The organism is Sphingomonas sp. BL-S-29 (assembly GCF_055521495.1).
The window spans coordinates 213,204-233,706 of the sequence record NZ_CM145482.1 but is presented as its reverse complement, the minus strand read 5'-3'; the positions used below and the strand labels follow the sequence as shown (position 1 = coordinate 233,706).

Here is a 20,503-nt window from a genome sequence, read left to right as displayed (position 1 = left end):
CGGTCAGAGGCCTGCCATGACAACGGCGCTGAACGACTTCTTCGAGGCGTTGAACGAGCAGGAACGAAAGTTCACTCCTGTTCTGGCGACGGACAATCTCGGTATCATGCTCCGCGCGGCTGTGAACGAGCTCGACTGGTACTATTACAACCTTTCGGGCGAGGCTGAACCGACCGGCGAGCAGCATGAACAGTACTATCTACTGCACATCGGACTTTCGCGTCTTATCAAGCTGGCCCTCGAAGCCCGGCCAGCATTCGATGTGCCGACGGTCTCCTATGTGCGGGATTCGGGCATATCCATCCCGATTCTCGAGATCGCCGGCGGGCTGGGAATGATCGAACATGGGCGCCGGGTTGCCCAGACCGCGATGACTGGGATCGGCTCGGTCGAGAAGCTGGGAGAGCGAAGCTTCGCGATCACGCTCCCCGCTTCATTGCCCGACGATGAGGCCCAGGAACGCTCGGTGGCCGAGCACTACAGAGCTATCGCCAACGAGGAACTCGCGCGAACGATGGAATCTAGGCTCGGACAGGAGATGGCAGACGAGTCCCGCGCCCTTCTGTCCGAACTCGTCTACCCGTTCATGACACATTTCATCGGATACGACGCGCATCCGACGCTCGACAGCTACTTCTTCGGCATTGCAGCCCACCGGCTGAGCGCCGCAGACGGCTATGATGCGTTCCACCATTCGATCCGTTTCGGCGGCATCGCGTTTCAGAAGTACAAGTTGGCCCTGACCTTCCTCATTTCCATGGCGATCCGGCATGAACAGTTCGCCGAAGCGCTGGCGGCGAAGGACGTCGGTGTCCGCCTGGAAAATATTCTTACCGTCTCTGCCGAGACCGCGCCCTTCGTCTCCGACATGTGCGAGGCGATCAACTATTTCGGCGGCGTGCTCGAAGGATTCGAGGAGACGACCCTCGACGAGGCACGACTGATATTTTCCGTCCTTTCAATAGGTCGTTCCAGCACCGGCCTGCTCGATCGGCCAGGTTGTGCGCTTCCGCTGCTGATCCAGTGTTCGGAACACGATGTCATTCGCTGCCAGACCGGGGCGCACACGAGTCCGATGCAGTTTCTCCTCGATTCCCTGCGCCATCATTTTCCCCGCGAATATGATCAGCATCAGCGGACGCGCGAGCGGGCGATGCAGGCTGCTGCCAAGCGCATTTTCGATGATGTCTGTCCGGGTCTCCAGTACCGGGCGAACGTCAACATCAGGCTCGACGGCAAGCTCCTGACCGATATCGACCTCGTCGTCATCGAGCCCACGACGGGATCGATCCTGCTAGTCCAGCTCAAGCACCAGGACATCTATGGGATGGATGTCCATTCCGGACATCTCCGGGCCACACGGCTGAAGGAGCAGGTACAGCGCTGGCTAACATCGGTCGCGAAGTGGGTGTCGACCGTCGGTGAACCCGGGATTCGAGCAAGCCTTCAGCTCAGTAAGGCCTTTCCCACCGCGACTACGTTCCGCGTGGTCCTGACCAGGCACTACAGTTTCCCGTTGAAGGAAGTCGAAGCCGACAACGACGTGGCTTTCGCCAACTGGAACCAGTTCTTCAATGCGACCTTGCTGGCAAGGCAGGAGACGGCCGAACCGCGTCTGGCTGACATTCTGCGGATGATGAAGCTCAGCCAGGAAGCGGGCGGCAGTCAGGAGCATCTCGAAGAACCGCGAAGCCTGTGGGTCATCGACGACATGAGGTTCACGATCGAGCAGGAGCAGGCTGACGCGGTCGCAACGCCCGGCAGCCAGTCTGGCAGCTCAGATTCACCAGAAACGTCCCCGGAGACACCGGACAGCATCTGAGCAAGACGGACTTGATCGGCAACTTTAGGCCCGAGGCTCGCAGGGACTGATTCCCACGCGGGCGGAGGCCCGCATGACCCCGACCAAACTGCTCATCGGACAGATCCTTGTCGTGTTCGCCATCGTATTGGCGGGCGTCTGGTTTGCTACACAGTGGGCTGCGGCAGAACTGGCCTATCAGCCCGAGCTGGGCCGACCATGGTTCACAGCCTTCGGTCATCCGATCTACCTGCCCTGGGCACTGTTCGGCTGGTGGTTCTCATTCGAGGCCTACGCCCCGACGCTGTTCGAAGAGGCAGGTGCGATCGCCGCCGCGAGCGGTCTGGCCGGTTGCGCCGCCGCAATCTTCGGCTCGCTGTGGCGTGCGCGCCAGCGAAACAACCTCACCACCTACGGTTCGGCACGCTGGGCCGAAGCGCGCGATATTCGCAAGGCCGGGCTGCTCACGGAATCCGGTGTATTTCTCGGCCGCACCGGTCCGCGCTATCTCCGTCACGACGGTCCCGAACACATCATGGCCTTCGCGCCGACCCGGAGTGGCAAGGGTGTCGGCCTCGTCGTTCCGACGCTGCTTGGCTGGTCAGGCTCGGCGGTCATCCACGACATCAAGGGCGAGAACTGGCAGCTCACCGCGGGCTGGCGCCAGCGCTTCTCGCACTGCCTGCTCTTCAATCCGACCGACGCCCGCTCGGCACGCTACAATCCGCTGCTCGAGGTTCGCCGCGGGACCGACGAGGTGCGCGACGTCCAGAACATCGCCGACATCCTGGTCGATCCCGAGGGCGCGCTCGAACGCCGCAATCACTGGGAGAAGACCAGCCACTCGCTGCTGGTCGGCGCCATCCTCCACATCCTCTATGCCGAGGAGGACAAGACGCTCGCCCGTGTGGCGTCCTTCCTGTCCGACCCGCAACGGCCATTCACCGCCACGCTGCGGCGGATGATGACAACCAACCATCTCGGAACTGCAGACGCGCCGCTCGTCCATCCGGTTGTGGCATCGGCGGCTCGCGAGGTGCTCAACAAGTCGGAGAACGAACGCTCCGGCGTGCTGTCGACGGCCATGTCGTTCCTCGGTCTCTACCGCGACCCCACCGTCGCGACCGTGACCTCGCGGTGCGACTGGCGCATCGCCGATCTGGTCGAGGGCAAGTCGCCGGTCTCGCTCTATCTCGTCGTGCCACCTTCCGACATCAGTCGCACGAAGCCGCTGATCCGTCTCGTGCTCAACCAGATCGGCCGCCGGCTGACCGAGCATCTGCACGCCGAGAACGGCGCCAACGCCGCCGCGAGACACAAGCTCCTCATGATGCTCGACGAGTTTCCAGCGCTCGGCCGCCTGGACTTCTTCGAGACCAGCCTCGCCTTTCTCGCCGGCTATGGTGTGCGCGCCTTCCTGATCGCGCAGAGCCTTAACCAGATCGAGAAGGCCTACGGCGAGCACAACGCCATCCTCGACAACTGCCATGTCCGCGTCGCCTTCGCGACCAATGACGAGCGGACAGCGAAGCGCATCTCCGACGCGCTCGGGACGGCCACGGAACAGCGTGCCATGCGCAACTATGCGGGCCACCGCCTCGCGCCATGGCTGGCGCATGTCATGGTCAGCCGGCAGGAGACGGCCCGCGCCCTGCTGACGCCGGGCGAGGTGATGCAGCTTGCCAGCACCGACGAGCTGGTACTCGTCGCCGGTACGCCGCCGATCCGCGCCACCAAGCTGCGCTATTACGAAGACAGCAGGTTCAAGACACGTGTGCAGGCGCCGCCCGTACTTGCGGACGGCGATTATGCCGATCGACCCGCTGCGCGCACGGACGATTGGGCCGGGATCGTCTGCGGCATCGATGCGCGCCTTGGCGCCACCGCCGACAGCGACGGGGACGATGTTGGCGGTGGTCTCGAGCAGGCCCGGCATCCCGGTCACGAAATCGACCGTCCGCTATCACCCGAGCCGATCACGACCGACCCGCTGGGCCTTGGCGAGGATGACGGCGATCTTGCGGCGGACCAGCGCGCGATGGACCAAGCCCAGGCGCTCGGCACGGCTCGCATCGTCTACGCCATAGATGCGGGCGCCGATCGTTCCGACGGGCATCGGCCCGGCGACCTGCAGCTGGATCTCTGACCATGGTCGAGAAGATCCGCCACCAGCTTTTCCTGCCCAAGCCGGTCAGCGACCGTCTTGAGGCGCTCGCCGCGAAGCCCGGCGCGTCCAAATCCGCGATCCTGACAGATGCCGTCACCGCCTGGCTTAACCGCCGCGGCGCCTCCGAACTGGAGGACCGGTTCGGCATCCGCCTGGATCGCCTGACAGCAGCGATCGGCAGGCTCGAGCGCGACGGTCATGTTCAGATCGAAACGCTGGCCCTTTTCGTTCGCTACGAGCTGGCGATCCACGCGCCGCTCGCCGAAAACGACCATGCCGGCCGCGCCATCGCCGCCAAGCGGTTCGAAGCCTTCATCGCGCAGGTTGGTCGACAGATAGCCGCCGGGCGTAGGACCATCGGAACCACGGAGCCGGGCCAGTGACCGGCGGTATTTCCGCCGTCCGTCGGCGCGCGATGCTGCGCACGGCGATGGGGCCGGCAATCGCCGAAGCACTGGCCGATGCCCGTGTCATCGAGATCATGGTCAATCCCGATGGGGCGCTGCGCCTCGATCGGCTTGGCGAAGGCCGCACCGACACGGGCGTGCGGATTGATGCCGCCCAGGTCGAGCGGATCATTCGCCTCGTCGCCTCCCATGCTCGGGCCGAGGTTCACGGCGATGCGCCGATCGTCTCTGCCGAACTGCCACCGCATATCGAGGGACGTGCCGGAGAGCGGTTCGAAGGAGTGCTGCCGCCCGTATCGACCGCACCCTGTTTCTCGATCCGCAAGCCCGCCGAGCGCTTGTACAGCCTCGACGATTATGTGGCTGACGGCATCATGGCGCCGGCCGCTGCCGACCGGCTGAAGGCCTGCGTCACCCAGCGCTACAACATCCTGGTCGCCGGCGGCACAAGCTCAGGAAAGACCACGCTCGCTAATGCGCTGCTCGCCGAAATGGCCTGGGTCGACGAGCGCGTCATCCTGATCGAGGACACGCGCGAGCTGCAAAGTCCCGCCGCCGACACGGTGGCCCTCCGCACGCGACCGGGCGTCGTGACGATGGCCGATCTCGTCCGCTCGACGCTGCGCCTGCGCCCTGACCGCATCATCGTCGGAGAGGTGCGCGGTCCCGAAGCGCTCGACATGCTCAAGGCCTGGAATACGGGCCATCCGGGGGGCATCGCCACCGTCCACGCCAATAGCGCGATCTCAGCGCTCTACCGGATCGAGGGTCTCGTCCAGGAGGCGGTGGTCACGGTCCCGCGCCGGCTGATTGCCGAGGCGATCGACATCATCGTCTTCATCTCCGGACGCGGCCTCCAGCGCCGCATTTCGCAGATCGCGCGTGTCGCCGGGCTAGATCCCGACACCGGCGCCTACGCGCTCGCCGACTTCCTCTCGCCCCTCAACCCCCAAGGAGAATGACCATGCAACTTGCCAAGATTCCGTCTCGCGGATCGACCTTCCTCGTCGGCGCGGCCATCGGCCTGACCCTTGCCATAGCCCCCGCCGCGGAGGCGGCGGGATCAGGCATGCCGTGGGAGCAACCGCTCCAGCAGGTGCTGGAATCAGTCCAGGGTCCGGTCGCGAAGATCGTCGCCGTCATCGTGATCATCGTCACCGGCCTGACGCTGGCATTCGGCGAGAGCAGCGGCGGCTTCCGGCGCCTCATCCAGATCGTCTTCGGCCTGTCGATCGCATTCGCGGCGTCGAGCTTCTTCCTCAGCTTCTTCAGCTTCGGCGGTGGGGCGCTGATCGCGTGATCGGCGCCGGCCAACATCTCGAAGGTTTCGAGGCTCCCATTCACGGGAGCCTCGGATCGCCGATCCTGCTCGGCGGCGCACCGCGCGGGCTGGCGATCGTCAATGGAACGCTGGCCGCCGCCGTCGGCCTCGGCCTTCAACAATGGATCGCCGGTCTCGTGCTCTGGGCGATCGGTCACAGCATAGCCGTCTTTGCCGCTCGCCGTGACCCGGACTTCGCTCCCGTGCTGATCCGTCATCTCCGCCAGAAAGGCTATTTCGCGTGCTGAACCTCGCCGAATATCGTCACCGGCCCGACCGGCTGGCGGACCATCTTCCATGGGCGGCGCTCGTCGCGCCTGGCGTCATCCTCAACAAGGATGGGAGCTTCCAGCGTACGCTGCGTTTCCGAGGCCCTGACCTCGAGTCCGCAACCGAGGGCGAACTGATTTCGGCCTGCGCCCAGGAAAACAATGTCCTCAAGCGGTTCGGGACGGGCTGGGCGCTGTTCTTCGAGGCCGAGCGTCGCCAGGCATCCGCCTACCCCGACAGCGGCTTCCCGGACGCCGCGTCCTGGCTCGTCGACCAGGAACGCCGTGCCGCCTTCCTCGCCGAAGGCGAACATTATGAGAGCCGCTACCATTTGACGCTGACCTGGCTGCCGACGCCGGACAGCGCCGAGGCGGCCGGCCGTTCGCTGGTCGAGCGGCCCGATGCCGACAAGGGCCGTGACTGGCATGGAGCGCTGTCCAGCTTCATCGCCGAAAGCGATCGCGCTCTGGATCTCTTCGCGAGCTTCATGCCCGAGGTCCGCGCCCTCGATGATTCCGAGACGCTGACTTTCCTGCATGGTACCATCTCCAATCGCCCGCATCGTGTCGCGGTCCCGGAGATGCCCGTCTATCTCGACGCGCTGCTCGTCGACACACCGCTGACCGGCGGGCTGGAGCCGCGGCTCGGCGGCACCCACCTGCGCACGCTGACGGTGCTCGGCTTCCCAAGCATGAGCCGCCCCGGCATCCTCGATGCGCTCAACCACCAAGATTTCGCGTATCGCTGGGTCACGCGCTTCATCGCGCTCGACAAGAGCGACGCGACCAAGGCGCTGACCAGGCTGCGTCGGCAGTGGTTCAACAAGCGCAAGTCGATCACCGCGCTCCTGCGCGAGATCATGTACAACCAGCCATCGCAGCTGCTCGACACCGACGCCGACAACAAGGTCGTCGATGCCGACCAAGCGCTTCAGGTCCTGGGCGGCGACCATGTCGCGTTCGGCCACCTGACCACGACAATCACGGTCAGCGATAGTGATCGCGCCGGCGTCGAAGACAAGGTCAGGCGGGTCGAGCGGATCGTCAACGGGCTCGGCTTCACGACGATACGAGAAGGCGTCAACGCGGTCGAGGCGTGGCTGTCGTCGCTGCCAGGGCAAGTCTACGCGAACGTCCGGCAGCCCCTGGTCCACACGCTGAACCTCGCGCATCTGATGCCGCTGTCGTCGGTCTGGGCCGGCCCTGTCCGCAACGCCCATCTCGACGGTCCTCCGTTGCTCCATGCCAGCACGGCGGGCTCGACGCCGTTCCGGTTGTCGACGCATGTCGGCGACGTCGGGCACATGCTGGTGGTCGGACCGACGGGCGCCGGCAAATCGGTGCTGCTCGCACTGATCGCGCTTCAGTTCCGGCGCTATGCCGGCTCCCAGGTCTATATCTTCGACAAGGGGTTTTCAGCGCGGGCGGCCGTGCTGGCGATGGGTGGCGCACACCATGCACTCGGCCTTGGTGCCGATGCCGGTGAGACGCTGGCGTTCCAGCCTTTGCGCAGGATCGATGACGCCACCGAGCGGAGCTGGGCGGCGGAATGGATCGCGGCGCTGCTCGCGCACGAGAAGGTCCTCGTCACGCCCGAGGTGAAGGATGCCGTCTGGTCGGCGCTCGGCAGCCTCGCGTCAGCGCCGCCGGAGGAACGCACCCTGACCGGGCTGACTCTGCTCCTCCAATCGAATGCGCTTCGCACCGCACTCGGCGCCTACACGCTCGACGGCCCCTATGGACGGCTGCTCGACGCGGCCGAGCAGCATCTCGCCTTCGCCGATGTCCAGTGCTTCGAGACCGAGGAGCTTATGGGCCAGGCCGGCGTGGTGGCGCCTGTACTGACCTATCTCTTCCACCGGCTGGAAGAGCGGTTTGATGGTCGGCCGACCCTGCTGGTGCTCGACGAGGCCTGGATATTCCTTGACCATCCCCTGTTCGCCGCGCGCATTCGCGAATGGCTCAAGGTGCTGCGCAAGAAGAACGTCGCGGTGCTGTTCGCGACGCAGAGTCTCGCCGACATCGCGTCGAGCAGCATCGCTCCGGCCATCATCGAGAGTTGCCCGCAGCGCATCCTGCTTCCCAATGATCGCGCGATCGAGCCGCAGAGCCGCGAGGCCTACGAGCGGTTCGGACTGAACGACCGCCAGATCGAGCTGGTCAGCCGCGCCACGCCGAAGCGGCAATATTACCTGCAGTCGGCGCGCGGCAATCGGCTGTTTGAACTGGGGCTTGGCCCTGTCGCGCTAGCCCTGTGCGGCGCGTCCGACCCCGCCACGCAATCGCGGATCGACGCGATGATCGCCGACGACGGCCTCTCCGATTTCGCGGCCCGCTTCCTCGCGTCGGCCGGCCTCGACTGGGCCGCCGACCTGCTCGCCGATTTTCCCGCCCCCCAAGCAAAGGAGTAATGTGATGCGTTTCCTCACCCGAAAATATCTGATCGCGAGCGCGCTAGGTCTCGCGACAGCCGGCTCGCTCGCCATGGGCCTGGCCATGACAAGCACGCCTGCCCACGCCCAGCTGACGGTGTTCGACCCGAGCAACTACAGCCAGAATATCCTGACGGCCGCCCGGACGCTCACCCAGATCAACAACCAGATCCAGTCGCTCCAAAACCAGGCGCGAAGCCTGCTCAACCAGGCGAAGAACCTGACGACGATCGATTTCCCCGAGCTGCAGGCGCTGACCCAGACGCTGCAGCAGGTCGACCGCCTGATGGGGCAAGCCCAGGGCATCCGGCTCCAGGTCTCCGGCCTCGACCAGCAATTCCACCAGCTCTTCCCGCAGAGCTTCGGCCAGGCTTTGCGGATGAACGATCAGGTCGTTGCTGCGCGCTCTCGCCTCGACACCGCCATGACCGCCTACCAGCACACGATGACCGTGCAGGCGCAGGTCGCCGAAAACGTGGCGGCCGATGCCCAGACCTTGTCGTCACTGGTCGCGAAGAGCCAGGGCGCCGAAGGGTCCTTGCAGGCGCAGCAGGCAACCAACCAGCTGCTGGCGCTCAGCGCCAAGCAGCAGTTCCAGATCCAGAACATGATGGCCGCCCAGTATCGCGCTGAGACGATCGAGCGCGCGCGGCAGGCGCAAGCGCAGATCGATGCGCAGGCGGCGACCAAGAAGTTCCTCGGTTCCGGCACCGCCTACACCCCCCAATAGGCGCGCCGGAGGGCGGCGACGGTCCGCCTCCCGTCGTCCGCCGCGGGGTGGGGTCTTGCTCCCCCGGCCTCGCCCCGCGGCCTCTTTCACTTCGCCGAGGAACCAACAGACGTGAACGATCTCAATGTCATTGACCGCTTCATGCAGGCGTTCATCACCTACATCGACGCTGGCTTCGGTTTGCTCGGCGGCGACGTCCACTTCTTGACCGTGACGTTGATCGGCATCGACATCACGTTGGCCGGACTGTTCTGGGCGATGGGCGGCGACGACAATGTGATCGGTCGCTTCCTCAAGAAGATCCTCTACATCGGCGCGTTCGCGTTCATCCTGAACAGCTTTTCGACCCTTGCCGACATCATCTTCCGCTCGTTCGCGCAGGCCGGCCTCACTGCGGGCGGCGGCGGCATGTCAGCGGCCGATCTTCTCAAACCCGGCCGCCTCGCGGGGACAGGTTTCTCGGCCGCGTGGCCTCTACTTCAGCAGGTGTCCGAGCTGACGGGGTTCGTCAGCTTCTTCGACAATTTCCTGACCATCGCTGTGCTGCTGTTCGCCTGGGCGATCATCATCATCACCTTCTTCATTCTCGCGGTGCAGATGTTCGTCACGATCATCGAATTCAAGCTGACTTCGCTGGCCGGCTTCATCCTAGTACCATTCGCGCTCTGGAACCGGACCAGCTTCCTGGCCGAACGCGTCCTCGGCAACGTGGTCTCGTCGGGCATCAAGGTGATGGTGCTCGCCGTCATCGTCGGTATCGGCTCCAACTTCTTCACCGAGTTCACCGCCGCACTTCAGGGCCAGGAGCCCGACATCGGCCAGGCGCTGAGCCTGATGCTCGCCAGCCTGACCATGTTCGGTCTCGGCATCTTTGGTCCAAGCGTTGCCTCGGGCCTCGTTGCGGGAGCTCCGCAACTTGGTGCTGGTGCCGCGCTCGGCACGACCGTCGGGGCGGCCGGTATCACGATGCTTGCGGGCGGCGTAGCCGTTGGCGGTGCTCGTGCCCTTGGCGGCGCGGCACTCGGCGCAGTGCGGGCCGGCACCTCGATGGGATCGGCAGCTTCGACCGCCTACACGCTGGGCAAGGAGACCGCGTCGTCACCGACGATGTCGGCTGGCCTCGGCGGCGTGGCGCGCGCCGCCGGCAATGCCGCCCGCGAGCGGGCTTCGAGCGCGCTCGGCCTGGGCGAAGCCGCTTCGCAGGGTCGGGCTGCGGCCTGGAACGCACTCAACCGCGGCCGCCGGGCCGAAGCAGGATTATCCGCCGGCGCCGACGGCACCCCGGCCTGGGCACGAGCCATGCGCGGCCAGCAGACCGCCCGACATCACCGCCAGATCGCGCTTCACACCTTGCAGCAAGGCGATCGTGGCGGAGCCTCCGCCACCCCCGACATCAAGGAAAGGGACGACTGATGATCTTCAAACGCGCCGTCCAGCGTTACGGACAAACCCCGGAGCCGGAGACGCCCTACCAGCGTGCCGGCCAGGTCTGGGATGAGCGGATCGGCTCCGCCCGCGTGCAAGCGCGTAACTGGCGCCTGATGGCGTTCGGGTGCCTTGCCCTCACCGGCGGTCTCTCGTCAGCTCTCATCTGGCAGTCGGTGCAAAGCCGCATCACCCCCTATGTCGTGGAGGTCGACCGGCTGGGCGAGGCGCGCGCCGTCTCGGAAGCGGAGGCAGGCTATCACCCCACTGATCCGCAGATCGCGTGGCACCTGTCGCGATTCATCGCGAACGTCCGCGGCCGATCGCTCGATCCGGTGCTGGTTCGCCAGGACTGGCTCGAAGCCTATGACTTCACCACCAAGCGCGGCGCCCAGTTTCTCGGCGACTATGCTCGGACCGCCGATCCCTTTGCCAGTATCGGCGAGCGGACGGTGTCGGTTCAGGTGACGAGCGTGGTGCGCGCGTCAGATCGGTCCTTCCAGGTCAAATGGACCGAGACCGCCTACGAGCGCGGCGCGCAGGCCGGAACACAGCGCTGGACGGCGATCCTGACCGTCGTGATGCGGGCGCCTACCGATGCGGACACGCTCCGGAAGAACCCGCTTGGCGTCTACGTCGACGCGGTCGACTGGAGTCGGGAACTCGATCCTCCAGCGCAGTCGCGTCCGACACCGCCGCCCGCTCCCCCACCGCCTGTCCCGGCAGGCCTGCCGCTCGGTTCTCCCCTCGATCCCAATCTCGCTGCTCCCACGCAGCCCGCCCAGGAGTCACGCCCATGAAGTTCGTTCTCGCAGCGTCTGCCCTCGCGATCATTGCGACGTCAGTGCAGGCCCAGACCACGACGCCTCAGCCAGCGCCGGGACCCATTGCCGCAGCGAAGGCGTCGCCAGCGCCGAGGCAGCCAGCTCGGCGAGCTATCGCCCGCAAACGGGTAAACCCGATGGTGGCGCGTGTCGCTGCGGCCAATCGTGCAGCAACACTGGAGCCGCAGGCACAGGGCTTCGTGAATGCGGTCCAGGTCTTCCCGTTCAGCGACGGCACGATCTACCAAGTCTACACGGCGCCCGGTGCCGTGACCGACATTGCCTTGCAGCCCAGCGAAAATCTTGTGGCGGTGGCAGCCGGCGATACAGTCCGGTGGGTCATTGGCGACACGACAAGCGGCGCCGGTGCAGACAAGCGAACGCACATCCTGGTGAAGCCGTTCACCTCCGGCCTTGCGACCAACCTTGTCGTGACGACGGATCGGCGGAGCTACCACCTCCAGCTCACCGCAACGTCGCGCACCGCGATGGCCGCCTTGTCGTGGACATACCCAGCCGACCAGTTGATCGCCCTGCGCCGGGCAGCTGACCAGGCTGCGGCTGCGGCCCCGGTCTCCGAAGGACTGGCGATCGACAGCCTCCACTTCAACTATGTGATCAGTGGCGACGCACCTGCATGGCGCCCGCTTCGTGCGTTCGACGATGGCCGGCAGACCTTTGTCGAGTTCCCCGCCAGCATTGCCGTAGGCGAGGCGCCCCCACTATTCGTTGTCGGGCCGACCGGCGAGGCCGAGCTGGTCAACTATCGTGTCCGCGGCCGGTTCTATGTCGTCGACCGGATTTTCGACGCGGCCGAGCTTAGGCTCGGCACCAGGAAGCAGCAGGTTGTCCGGATCGCACGTGTCGGTGACGGCACTCCCTCGCGAAAGGGGAAGCGCTCATGAGCGAGCCATCCATCTCTCCAACCGCGAAGCTCGATCCCGAGACGTTGGCGATCCGGACGAAGCCGGCGCGCGCGATACGCTTCCGTCGCGGCGTGATCATCGCCGTTGCCGCACTCGGATCCGTCAGCCTGGTTGTCGTCGCATGGATCGCGCTGAAACCGCGCGTCTTCAGCGCGGTCGCCGACCGTCAGGAATTGTCGGAGCCGAGCAATCGTCCATCGACTGACGCTCTGAATGGCTTGCCGGCGACATATGGCGATACCCCGAAGCTCGGCCCACCCCTCCCCGGCGACTTGGGCAGGCCGATCCTCGAAAGCCAGCGCCGCATGGCAATGGAAACCGGCGTCGGCAATGATCCTTCGGGCCAGTCGGAGGCGCAGGAAAGGGAGCGGCGGTTGTCGGAGTTAAGGGCCGCTCGCCAATCCGGAGTGTTGGTGCAAGGCCGCACCGCAACGTCGCCGACAGTAGCAGCCGACGCCGCAGCGCCGGCGGCTCCAACGCCGGAGGTATCAGGTCCGGCTCTCGATCCGGACCGGGACCCTAACGCTCAGGGACGTAAGGCCCAGTTCGTCGCTACGCTCGATCGCTCCGGGGACATCAATCCACACGCGCTGATGGCGGCACCGTCGCCCTACCTGCTTTCGGCGGGCAGCGTCATTTCGGCGAGCCTGATCACTGGGCTCAGGTCCGACCTTCCGGGGCTGGTGACGGCGCAGGTAACTAGCCAAGTGTTCGACAGCCCGACGGGTCGCATCTTGCTCATTCCGCAGGGGTCGCGGTTGATCGGCAGTTATGACAGTGTCGTGGCGTTCGGCCAGAAGCGCGCGCTGATCGTCTGGCAGCGGATCATGCTGCCGGACGGCAGTTCGATGAGGATCGACAATGTGCCGGCGACCGATGCGTCCGGATACGCTGGGCTTCAGGACAAGGTCGATTTCCACACCTGGGCCTTGCTCAAAGCGGTCGCGCTTTCCACGCTGCTTGGAGTGGGTTCGCAACTGACGGTTACCGGTGAGAGCGACCTCGTCCAGGCGATCAGGGAGTCGGCTCAGCAGAATGTATCGCGGGCCGGCGATCAGCTCACGTCGCGCAATCTCAACATTCAGCCGACGATCACGATCCGGCCCGGAGCGATCGTCCGGCTGGTCGTTCACAAGGATCTCATTCTCGCGCCTTGGCGCGGCTAGGAGCACGTCATGCCCGAACTAAAACTGGCAAGGTTGCCGGACAGGACTCCGGTCAAGCTGGCGATCACCGTCACGCCCGATCTGCACCTGATGCTGCAGCAATACGCTGCGCTTTACGCGGCGGCGTACGGGCGTGAAGAGTCTGTCACCGAACTCGTGCCTGCCATGTTGGCGGCGTTCCTCGAGAGCGACCGAAACTTCGTTCGCAGCCGCCTGGCCGGAAAATGAGCGAGACAGAGATCTCGGATCGGTTCGTCAAGCTCGACGAGGTCAAGCGCCGCGTCGGACTTGGCAAGACCATGATCTATCGTCTGATCCAGGAAGGAAAGTTTCCAGCGCCATACAAACTTTCGCCCTTCGCCTCGCGGTGGAGTGACCGGGAGATCATCGCTTGGATCGATGCTGTGAAGGATGGATTCGAGGGCAAGAAGAGGAAGGTCTAACAAGCACTCGTCAGCCAACAATCTGGCGGCGTGACAAAAGCCGAGTTGAGGGCGCAGAAACGCCGACGCTGCGATGTCGTTATCGCTCCCGTCGTGGGGCGCTATTCTAGATCAAAGCGGAAACCAAAAAGCCCTCCGGTTTCGTCGTCGGTCAGCTTAACCGGATTAACGAATGGCTTGAGCCGAACGTCGCTGGCGAGCTCGGCCTTGTCGAACTCATCGCTGTTGAGTGCCACGATGTACTGGCCGCCGACCTCGCCAGCGATGCCCATGCCGTAGACCAGCGCCTGCGCGACCTGCCGGGAATCCACCCCGTCGAACAGATGACTGTCATGCACGAGCATCCGCGGCCCCGGTGCGAAGCGATCGAACGCAATACGCAGCAGCGCGGTGTCGAAACAGAAGAGCTTCATCATGTCGATGCCGCCCTTGTTGCCGCCGCCTTGAATTTCGATGCGGAACTTCGGGCCAGTGCGCGACGCCTCGACGATGAGGTTTCCGGTGCGATCGTCATAGAGCTTCGTAATCGCATGATCGACTAGCACGGTTGCTCGCTTGATGCTGTCCTCCGCCTGCTCATGGCTGCGCTGAAGCATCAGCTCCAGATCCGCAGCTTCGGCCTTAAGCTGAGCCTTGTTGTTTTCGAGGGTAGCGGCATGCTGGAGCTTGCTGCGTAAGGTTTCGGCGCGGCTGACAAGTTCGCCAAACAGCTCGCGAAGGCGGATCAGATCCTCGAACGCGCCCTTGCCGTCGAGCGTTTGCAGGATGTCTGTCCGTTTGCCGCTTACATCCTCAAGCTGCTGTCTCAGACTGTCACGCTGCGTGATAATCTCGTCGATCTGTTCCTGCAAATAGAGGCGCCGATTGGCCGCGACTGATGCCTGAAATGCTTTTACCTCGTCAAAACGGCGCAGAGCGACATCTGGAAGCTCGACACCTGCGGCGGCATAGAGCCGCTCGACGTCGGCATAGGCAGGTGGAGCCTCCTGTTTGAGCGCCTTCGCCATATAGTCGACTGCCGAATCGGCTTCTGCGAGCGCGAAGGTGAGCTCGGTAGCGCGGTCCTTCAGCGTCGAGGCCTGAGTGGCGAGTTCGCGGTAGCTGTCATGCACTTGAAATCTGTCGACCTGTGCACGGAGCTTTTCGATCTGCTCCTCGGCCCGCGCCAGTTCCGGCCGGATTTCCGCAGTCGTACCGAAAATCTGTCCGAGATCTCCGTCCTTAATCGCCTTGCTCAGCGCGCTAATCACCTTCTTGCGATCCCGCATGTTTTGGAACTTGCGGGCCACGCGCCAGTCGAGGCCCAGCAGATAGGACAAGGACACCTGCCAACTGCTGGGTTGCTGATCGCTGCTGTTCTTCTCGATGCTGTTGAGGCCGCCGACTTTCCGCCGGCGCGCGAAATAGCCGGCCAGCTGCCGGAAGCTCGGCGCACCCTTGCCATCAAAGTCGGTCTCGGACCGGTCCGTCGGCAGGGCGAACCATCGGGCGCCCAAGATTCCCTTCCAGGCATCGAGCGAGATGCTTGTCGGCTCGTCGCCGGTCTCGAACAGATCCCGCGGTTGCGCGAAGCCGAGGGCTTCGGCATCTGCGGACGACAGGATGATCTGGTCTTCGCTGGCGCCGGAGCGGGTGGCGCACACCCAGCGATCGCCAAGAAGAAACTCGACCGTGAAACTATGGTCGACCAGGGCGGGATGCTTGAACAGCGACGTCTTGCCAACGTCGCTGCCGAGCAGGAAGTGAAGGATCTCGACGAGGCTGGTCTTGCCTGCCGAGTTGCGGGTGTGCCGATCGGTCGAGTTTTCGGCGACATCGGCCAAGATGATGTTAAGGCCGGGGTTAAACCCGAGCGCCTTGAACGATGGCAGCGTGCTGCTGATCGACCGGATCATGCGGCCGACCTTTTGCTAAGCAGATCGTCTTTCAGTTCGATCGCCCGGATTGCGAACAGCAGCGACAGGGCCAGTACGAACCAGTCGAACGGCAACGGCGAGGCGTCCTGGTCTTTCGACCTGCGCGCCCGCACGGATTCCCAGACAGCGGATACCGAGCTTTCCTGATCGAGAACGGCGAGGATCTCGCCGCCGATCGTCAGAAGAGCCCTGTCGGGCCGAAGGTTCTTGCCGGGAAGGATCATGCCGCTCTCGTCGTTACCGGCTTATCCTCGAAAATCATGCATTTCTCGAACAGGTAGGCCAGGAGGCTCCACACCGACACATCGAGCGCAGCTGACGTCTTTCCCCCGCCAGCGGCGAAATCATAAAGATGGAAAAGGATGTCATCCGGATCGAGGCTCTGCGCCTTGAAGTCGAGGTATTTGGCTTTGAATGCGCCGGCGAGATTGCTCTCGAGCAGCGGATCCTGATGATCCTGTACGAGCTTGGCCACGCGAGGTGCATTCTGCATGCCCTTCACGATCCGGTCCTGCGAGTGGGCGGACAGGCCGTTGAAATGCAGTTTCTGCTGCGGGACCACAACGGGCGCATCGTCGGGGGCGTAGCGATGATCGACGACGGCCATGATGCCTTCGACGACCGATAGTACGACAGTCGGCTGGAGGGCGCGAAAATCCTCGTCGGTCGCAGCATCGCCGACGAGCGCCTCGATCTCCTCGGCATCGAGCGAAAGAAGCAAATTTTCGAACTGCTCCTTGCCGAAAAGTTCAATCGTGATCGTGCTATGTTGTTCGCGCAGTTCCAAGATCTTTTGGACGATTTGTGCGGGGGGTTGCTCGACATAGTTATGAACGAATTTCCACACCTTGAGCTTGGGCCAATGCTCAAGGGCGCCAGCAAAGTCGGTACCCACCTTAGCGATCGCCGTCTTCATCGCCGCGTCGGTCGCGTTCGCGCCCGCATTGACGGGGCCATAGCAAGCAAAGATGGTCAGGGGGTCCTGTAGAATTCCGTCGCACTGAAGGTCACCGCGGGAATAATCGGTTCCTGTTGGCTGGAATTTGTCGCCGTGGATCGTCGTCATCAGCTCGGCGAAAAACTCTTGGAGCCGCGTCCCTTTCGCCCTCCGCAACTTCAGTTCTAGCGCTGCTCGGACAGCCTTTTTCCGAGATCGCGAAAGCGTCAAATTGAACCTCAGTGTTAATCTTGGCCCGGCGCGATCCGCTAACCATCATGAACGCTAAGCTTAATCCGATCAAGCAGCCTGCTTGGGGAATGAATCGTTTCCAACCTCTGTGTCGGAAATGAACGGAGGTGTCCTCAGTGTCGGGCAGCATGGCAATTTGCCCTGAAGTCTTGATTATGGATCGTGGCTACGATAGGCAGGCCGTCCGTCGAGCTGAGCCTGCAAAGCTCTGATTTCGGACGGAAAAGTCGGCATGGTACTTTTCATGGTACGCGGCGAGAAAGACCGAAACAGGATCGCGATGAATCAATCGCTTAGCGCCTGAGTTCGAATCCCTCCCGCCCTATCCGGAACCACGGATAGGGAATCAGTATGGCGTGTCCAACCTTCGCGTCATTTGGAGCGGCTCCCTCAGCGGCCAATCCTGGGTTCACCAGATGGTGCCGGTACGTCCCTCGAAATGGTCTGACCCTCCCATCTCGCCCTTGTTAGTTTTCGCCGGGCCCCGGAGAGCGACTAAATCGCACGTGGGCCGGAGACACGAATGACGCCGGCGACGTTCCTGACCGAACAGATTATTTTCATGTTTGCGATTGTTCGCGAGGGGGGCTGGCTCGCGGTTGATGGAGCGCAAGCTGTATTTCGGTGGCAGAAATGATCGAGCGGGCCTGGGAGCAGAAGATTGAGCCGCTCACGGTGCGTATCTCCACCGCTGTCCGGATAACCGGTCTCAGCCGATCCCGCATCTACGAGTTGATCCAATCCGGCGATCTAGAGGCCGTGAAAGTCGGACGTGCCACTCTCATCCAATATGGAAGTCTGAAGGCGCTCACCGGGGCACCCGGGGCAGCGCAGGGCTGACTGTTCTGAAGGCAATCACATCCCGGCGGGGCATCACCGAGATGATGTCCCGCGGGGATGGCGGCTTACCGTCTCGGTCGGCCTCGCGGACGCCCGGCCTTGGATTTGCCCGCCTTGGGCTTGCGAGAGACTGGTTTCGCAACCCTGGGAGCCTCGGCCGCGTCGCGCAGGCCGTCCAGATAATCTGACCAGTGTTGCATCATGGCGACGCGCTCGTCCCAATATTCGCCGCGTGCATAGGCGCGGCGGACCGACGAGGCTTCCTGGTGGGCGAGCTGCCGTTCGATCGCATCCGGGTTCCACTGGCCCATCTCGTTCAGAAGCGTTGCCGCCATCGCCCGGAAGCCATGCGCGGTCATCTCGCCATGCTCATATCCGAGCCGGCGCAGCGCCTGGTTGACGCCATTCTCGGACATGGGCTTCCTCGGACTGCCCATGCAGGGGAACAGGTGCCGGCGATGCCCGGTGATCTCGCGCAACTCCGCGATCATCGCGAGGACCTGCCGGGACAGTGGAACCCGGTGCGGTCGCCGCATCTTCATCCGCTCGGCGGGAATTGACCAGACGGCCTTCTCGACATCGATCTCGGTCCATTCGGCTTGGCGCAACTCTCCCGGCCGGACGAACAGGTGCGGTGACAGGCGAAGCGCCATCCGCGTGACCGCCTGCCCGGTATAGCCGTCCATCGTCTTCAGCAGGATGCCGACCTCTTCGGGATCGGTAATGGCAGCGTGGTGCGTGGTCCTGGGGGTCGTCAGCGCGCCACGCAGGTCGGCCGCCACGTCGCGATCGCAGCGCGCGGTCGCGATGCCGTAGCGAAACACGCGGCTGAGCACGCTGCGCATGCGCCGTGCGCTCTCGTATCGACCCTTGACCTCGACCTTGCGCAGGACGGACAGCGCTTCGGTGGGCGTGATCGAGTTGATCGGGTGAGAGCCGATCAAAGGATAGGCCATGCCGAGCAGCCAGCGAATCTTGTCCAATGTGACCTCGGCGCGACCTTCCCGCTCGCACTTCGCGATCCACTCGAGCGCCACTTCCTTGAACGAGGTTGCGACGGCGAACCGCGCGGTGACCTTCGCGCGCTTCTTCTCGAGCGCCGGGTCGAGCCCGGCGGCGATAGCCTTTCTCGCCTCGCGACATTTCTCGCGAGCGTCGGCGAGCGACGTAGCCGGCCAGGGACCGAGGTGGAGCGTTTTCTGGTGGCCGCCATATCGATAGCGGAAGCGCCAGAGCTTCGAGCCACTGGGCTGAATGACGAGCACGAGGCCCTGTCCATCAGCGAGTCTGTATGGCTTCGCCTTCGGCTTGGCGGAGGTGATCTGGAGTTGTGTCAGCATCGTCGTGATCCCGGTTTTCTCCGGGTCCACCTAGCAGACACAAAATGAGCCTCTTTTTGTGGCTCTTTTGCTGGAATCAGCTGGATCAACCCGGATGGTTGCCAGCGATCGTCGATGAAATTGTGCTTTGAAACCAGCCGCTTGCTGGACGCCTCTGGACGAATCCAGAGGCAGAAACTGGTGCCCAGAAGAGGACTCGAACCTCCACGGCCTTGCGACCGCCAGCACCTGAAGCTGGTGCGTCTACCAATTCCGCCATCTGGGCACGGGGTAGGGCGCGGGCCTTAGGGGACGCTTGTGCGGCTTGTCAACTCGGGTGTCGCGCGGCATGGGGGCGGCTCACGGATGGCAAGGCACTGAGGCATGAAGAACAGGCTGGTTACGCTGATCGGCGGCGGGGGTTTTCTCGGCCGCTATGTCGCGCAGGAACTGCTCGCCGCCGGCGCGCGCCTGCGAATCGCGCAGCGCGATCCGCGCGAGGCGCTGTTCCTGAAGCCGCTGGGCGGCCTCGGTCAGACCCAGTTCGCCGCAGTCGACGTGCGCAAGCCCGCCAGCATCGCGCGGGCGGTGCAGGGTGCCGATGCTGTGGTGAACCTGGTGGGCGTGCTCAAGGGCAATTTCCAGGCGGTGCATGTCGACGGCGCACAGGCCGTCGCCGCAGCCGCAGCCGCGGCGGGCGTGCCGGCGCTGGTGCACGTCTCCGCGATCGGTGCCGATCCCGCGAGCCCGTCGGCCTATGGCCGCTCCAAGGGCGAGGGCGAGGCGGCGGTGCGTGCTGCCTTCCCGGCGGCGGCGATTCTGCGGCCGTCGCTGATATTCGGCCGCGAGGACCAGTTCGTGAACCGATTCGCCAGCATGATCGCCTTGCCGGTGGTGCCGGTGCTGCGCGCGGGCGTGAAGCTCCAGCCGGTCTATGTCGCCGATGTGGCGCGGGCCGTGGTCAACGCGCTCGGCGGCGAGGGCGCGCAGAGCAAGACCTTCGAGCTGGGCGGGCCGGACGTTCTGACCATGGGTGCGCTGATTCGCTGGATCGCCGGCGCGGTCGGCCGCGAGCCGTCGATCGTCGAGGTGCCGGATGTCGTCGGCGGCCTGATCGCGATGGGGGGCTTCCTGCCCGGCGCGCCGATCACGCGCGACCAATGGCAGATGCTGCAGCAGGACAATGTCGTCGCGGCGGGCACCGAAGGGCTTGCCGCGCTCGGCGTGTCGCCAACGCCGATGGATGCGGTCGCGCCGGCCTGGCTCGTGCAATATCGCCGTCATGGACGATTCGGAACGCGCGCCGCCGCGTGACCTGATTCTGGCCG

20 protein-coding genes and 1 tRNA gene are annotated in these 20,503 nt (G+C 64.2%); 16 read left to right on the top strand and 5 right to left on the bottom strand.

What is annotated here, in order from left to right; translation table 11 throughout:
- Positions 1-16: 16 nt before the first annotated feature.
- The 14 genes from ACZ1I2_RS01070 (at position 17) to ACZ1I2_RS01005 (ending at position 13,911) form a co-directional block, all read left to right on the top strand.
- Positions 17-1,822, top strand: a complete 1,806-nt coding sequence (locus tag ACZ1I2_RS01070; protein ID WP_465175412.1) for a hypothetical protein — start codon at positions 17-19, stop codon at positions 1,820-1,822.
- A gap of 73 nt (positions 1,823-1,895) precedes the next feature.
- Positions 1,896-3,947, top strand: a complete 2,052-nt coding sequence (locus ACZ1I2_RS01065) for a conjugal transfer protein TraG (RefSeq protein WP_465175413.1) — start codon at positions 1,896-1,898, stop codon at positions 3,945-3,947.
- 2 nt (positions 3,948-3,949) lie between these two features.
- Positions 3,950-4,351, top strand: coding sequence for a CopG family transcriptional regulator (locus ACZ1I2_RS01060; RefSeq protein WP_465175414.1), 402 nt, complete (start codon positions 3,950-3,952; stop codon positions 4,349-4,351).
- Positions 4,348-5,337 carry a P-type conjugative transfer ATPase TrbB gene (gene trbB / locus ACZ1I2_RS01055; protein ID WP_465175415.1) on the top strand — a complete coding sequence of 330 codons (990 nt, stop codon included), beginning with the start codon at positions 4,348-4,350 and terminating at the stop codon, positions 5,335-5,337. Before ACZ1I2_RS01060 ends, trbB begins: the two co-directional genes overlap by 4 nt.
- Before the next feature lie 2 nt (positions 5,338-5,339).
- Positions 5,340-5,675, top strand: coding sequence for a TrbC/VirB2 family type IV secretion system protein (locus ACZ1I2_RS01050; protein ID WP_459113012.1), 336 nt, complete (start codon positions 5,340-5,342; stop codon positions 5,673-5,675).
- Complete coding sequence (locus ACZ1I2_RS01045; protein WP_465175416.1) at positions 5,672-5,944, top strand: VirB3 family type IV secretion system protein; 273 nt, start codon at positions 5,672-5,674, stop codon at positions 5,942-5,944. Before ACZ1I2_RS01050 ends, ACZ1I2_RS01045 begins: the two co-directional genes overlap by 4 nt.
- Positions 5,938-8,376 (top strand): conjugal transfer protein TrbE, encoded by a 2,439-nt coding sequence (gene trbE / locus ACZ1I2_RS01040; RefSeq protein ID WP_465175417.1) that lies wholly within the window; start codon positions 5,938-5,940, stop codon positions 8,374-8,376. Before ACZ1I2_RS01045 ends, trbE begins: the two co-directional genes overlap by 7 nt.
- A 4-nt stretch (positions 8,377-8,380) precedes the next feature.
- Complete coding sequence (gene trbJ / locus ACZ1I2_RS01035) at positions 8,381-9,127, top strand: P-type conjugative transfer protein TrbJ (protein WP_465175418.1); 747 nt, start codon at positions 8,381-8,383, stop codon at positions 9,125-9,127.
- A gap of 111 nt (positions 9,128-9,238) precedes the next feature.
- Positions 9,239-10,540: a P-type conjugative transfer protein TrbL gene (gene trbL, locus ACZ1I2_RS01030; RefSeq protein ID WP_465175419.1), complete on the top strand. Its 1,302-nt coding sequence runs from the start codon at positions 9,239-9,241 to the stop codon at positions 10,538-10,540.
- Positions 10,540-11,352, top strand: a complete 813-nt coding sequence (trbF, locus tag ACZ1I2_RS01025) for a conjugal transfer protein TrbF (RefSeq protein ID WP_465175420.1) — start codon at positions 10,540-10,542, stop codon at positions 11,350-11,352. The genes trbL and trbF overlap by 1 nt, the downstream gene beginning before the upstream one ends.
- Positions 11,349-12,281 (top strand): P-type conjugative transfer protein TrbG, encoded by a 933-nt coding sequence (gene trbG, locus ACZ1I2_RS01020; protein WP_465175421.1) that lies wholly within the window; start codon positions 11,349-11,351, stop codon positions 12,279-12,281. The genes trbF and trbG overlap by 4 nt, the downstream gene beginning before the upstream one ends.
- Positions 12,278-13,468: a TraB/TrbI/VirB10 family type IV secretion system protein gene (locus ACZ1I2_RS01015; RefSeq protein WP_465175422.1), complete on the top strand. Its 1,191-nt coding sequence runs from the start codon at positions 12,278-12,280 to the stop codon at positions 13,466-13,468. Before trbG ends, ACZ1I2_RS01015 begins: the two co-directional genes overlap by 4 nt.
- Before the next feature lie 9 nt (positions 13,469-13,477).
- Entirely contained in the window at positions 13,478-13,696 is a 219-nt protein-coding gene (locus ACZ1I2_RS01010) for a DUF2274 domain-containing protein (protein WP_465175423.1), read from the top strand.
- Complete coding sequence (locus ACZ1I2_RS01005; RefSeq protein ID WP_465175424.1) at positions 13,693-13,911, top strand: helix-turn-helix transcriptional regulator; 219 nt, start codon at positions 13,693-13,695, stop codon at positions 13,909-13,911. Before ACZ1I2_RS01010 ends, ACZ1I2_RS01005 begins: the two co-directional genes overlap by 4 nt.
- Before the next feature lie 101 nt (positions 13,912-14,012).
- On the opposite strand, the gene ACZ1I2_RS01000 is transcribed toward ACZ1I2_RS01005, so the two are convergent.
- The 3 genes from ACZ1I2_RS01000 to ACZ1I2_RS00990 are packed head-to-tail and all read right to left on the bottom strand — an operon-like array spanning position 14,013 to position 16,893.
- Complete coding sequence (locus ACZ1I2_RS01000; protein ID WP_465175425.1) at positions 14,013-15,806, bottom strand: ABC-three component system protein; 1,794 nt, start codon at positions 15,804-15,806, stop codon at positions 14,013-14,015.
- Positions 15,803-16,051 (bottom strand): ABC-three component system middle component 6, encoded by a 249-nt coding sequence (locus ACZ1I2_RS00995; protein ID WP_465175426.1) that lies wholly within the window; start codon positions 16,049-16,051, stop codon positions 15,803-15,805. The genes ACZ1I2_RS01000 and ACZ1I2_RS00995 overlap by 4 nt, the downstream gene beginning before the upstream one ends.
- Positions 16,048-16,893 carry an ABC-three component system protein gene (locus ACZ1I2_RS00990; RefSeq protein WP_465175427.1) on the bottom strand — a complete coding sequence of 282 codons (846 nt, stop codon included), beginning with the start codon at positions 16,891-16,893 and terminating at the stop codon, positions 16,048-16,050. Before ACZ1I2_RS00990 ends, ACZ1I2_RS00995 begins: the two co-directional genes overlap by 4 nt.
- Positions 16,894-17,649: 756 nt before the next feature.
- On the opposite strand from ACZ1I2_RS00990, the gene ACZ1I2_RS00985 reads away from it, so the two are divergent.
- The gene (locus ACZ1I2_RS00985; protein ID WP_465175428.1) at positions 17,650-17,856 is read left to right on the top strand and encodes an excisionase family DNA-binding protein; all 207 of its coding nucleotides are present in this window, start codon (positions 17,650-17,652) and stop codon (positions 17,854-17,856) included.
- A 65-nt stretch (positions 17,857-17,921) separates the two neighbouring features.
- Here the strand turns inward: ACZ1I2_RS00985 and ACZ1I2_RS00980 are convergent, their stop codons facing one another.
- On the bottom strand, positions 17,922-19,196 hold the full coding sequence (locus ACZ1I2_RS00980; RefSeq protein ID WP_465175429.1) for a tyrosine-type recombinase/integrase: 1,275 nt from the start codon (positions 19,194-19,196) through the stop codon (positions 17,922-17,924).
- Between the two features lie 178 nt (positions 19,197-19,374).
- Positions 19,375-19,461: transfer RNA gene (locus ACZ1I2_RS00975), tRNA-Leu, on the bottom strand.
- 98 nt (positions 19,462-19,559) lie between these two features.
- Between ACZ1I2_RS00975 and ACZ1I2_RS00970 the strand changes: the two genes are divergently transcribed.
- On the top strand, positions 19,560-20,489 hold the full coding sequence (locus ACZ1I2_RS00970) for a complex I NDUFA9 subunit family protein (protein WP_465175430.1): 930 nt from the start codon (positions 19,560-19,562) through the stop codon (positions 20,487-20,489).
- The last annotated feature ends 14 nt before the right edge of the window (positions 20,490-20,503 follow it).

Coding starts and splice junctions, on each gene's coding strand:
- ACZ1I2_RS00995 (WP_465175426.1), bottom strand. CDS start 16,051: ATGATCCTTCCCGGCAAGAACCTTCGGCCCGACAGGGCTCTTCTGACG.
- trbG (WP_465175421.1), top strand. CDS start 11,349: ATGAAGTTCGTTCTCGCAGCGTCTGCCCTCGCGATCATTGCGACGTCA.
- ACZ1I2_RS01065 (WP_465175413.1), top strand. CDS start 1,896: ATGACCCCGACCAAACTGCTCATCGGACAGATCCTTGTCGTGTTCGCC.
- ACZ1I2_RS00980 (WP_465175429.1), bottom strand. CDS start 19,196: ATGCTGACACAACTCCAGATCACCTCCGCCAAGCCGAAGGCGAAGCCA.
- trbF (WP_465175420.1), top strand. CDS start 10,540: ATGATCTTCAAACGCGCCGTCCAGCGTTACGGACAAACCCCGGAGCCG.
- ACZ1I2_RS00970 (WP_465175430.1), top strand. CDS start 19,560: ATGAAGAACAGGCTGGTTACGCTGATCGGCGGCGGGGGTTTTCTCGGC.
- ACZ1I2_RS01010 (WP_465175423.1), top strand. CDS start 13,478: ATGCCCGAACTAAAACTGGCAAGGTTGCCGGACAGGACTCCGGTCAAG.
- ACZ1I2_RS01000 (WP_465175425.1), bottom strand. CDS start 15,806: ATGATCCGGTCGATCAGCAGCACGCTGCCATCGTTCAAGGCGCTCGGG.
- ACZ1I2_RS01015 (WP_465175422.1), top strand. CDS start 12,278: ATGAGCGAGCCATCCATCTCTCCAACCGCGAAGCTCGATCCCGAGACG.
- ACZ1I2_RS01060 (WP_465175414.1), top strand. CDS start 3,950: ATGGTCGAGAAGATCCGCCACCAGCTTTTCCTGCCCAAGCCGGTCAGC.
- ACZ1I2_RS01050 (WP_459113012.1), top strand. CDS start 5,340: ATGCAACTTGCCAAGATTCCGTCTCGCGGATCGACCTTCCTCGTCGGC.
- ACZ1I2_RS01070 (WP_465175412.1), top strand. CDS start 17: ATGACAACGGCGCTGAACGACTTCTTCGAGGCGTTGAACGAGCAGGAA.
- ACZ1I2_RS00985 (WP_465175428.1), top strand. CDS start 17,650: ATGATCGAGCGGGCCTGGGAGCAGAAGATTGAGCCGCTCACGGTGCGT.
- ACZ1I2_RS00990 (WP_465175427.1), bottom strand. CDS start 16,893: ATGACGACGATCCACGGCGACAAATTCCAGCCAACAGGAACCGATTAT.
- ACZ1I2_RS01005 (WP_465175424.1), top strand. CDS start 13,693: ATGAGCGAGACAGAGATCTCGGATCGGTTCGTCAAGCTCGACGAGGTC.
- trbJ (WP_465175418.1), top strand. CDS start 8,381: ATGCGTTTCCTCACCCGAAAATATCTGATCGCGAGCGCGCTAGGTCTC.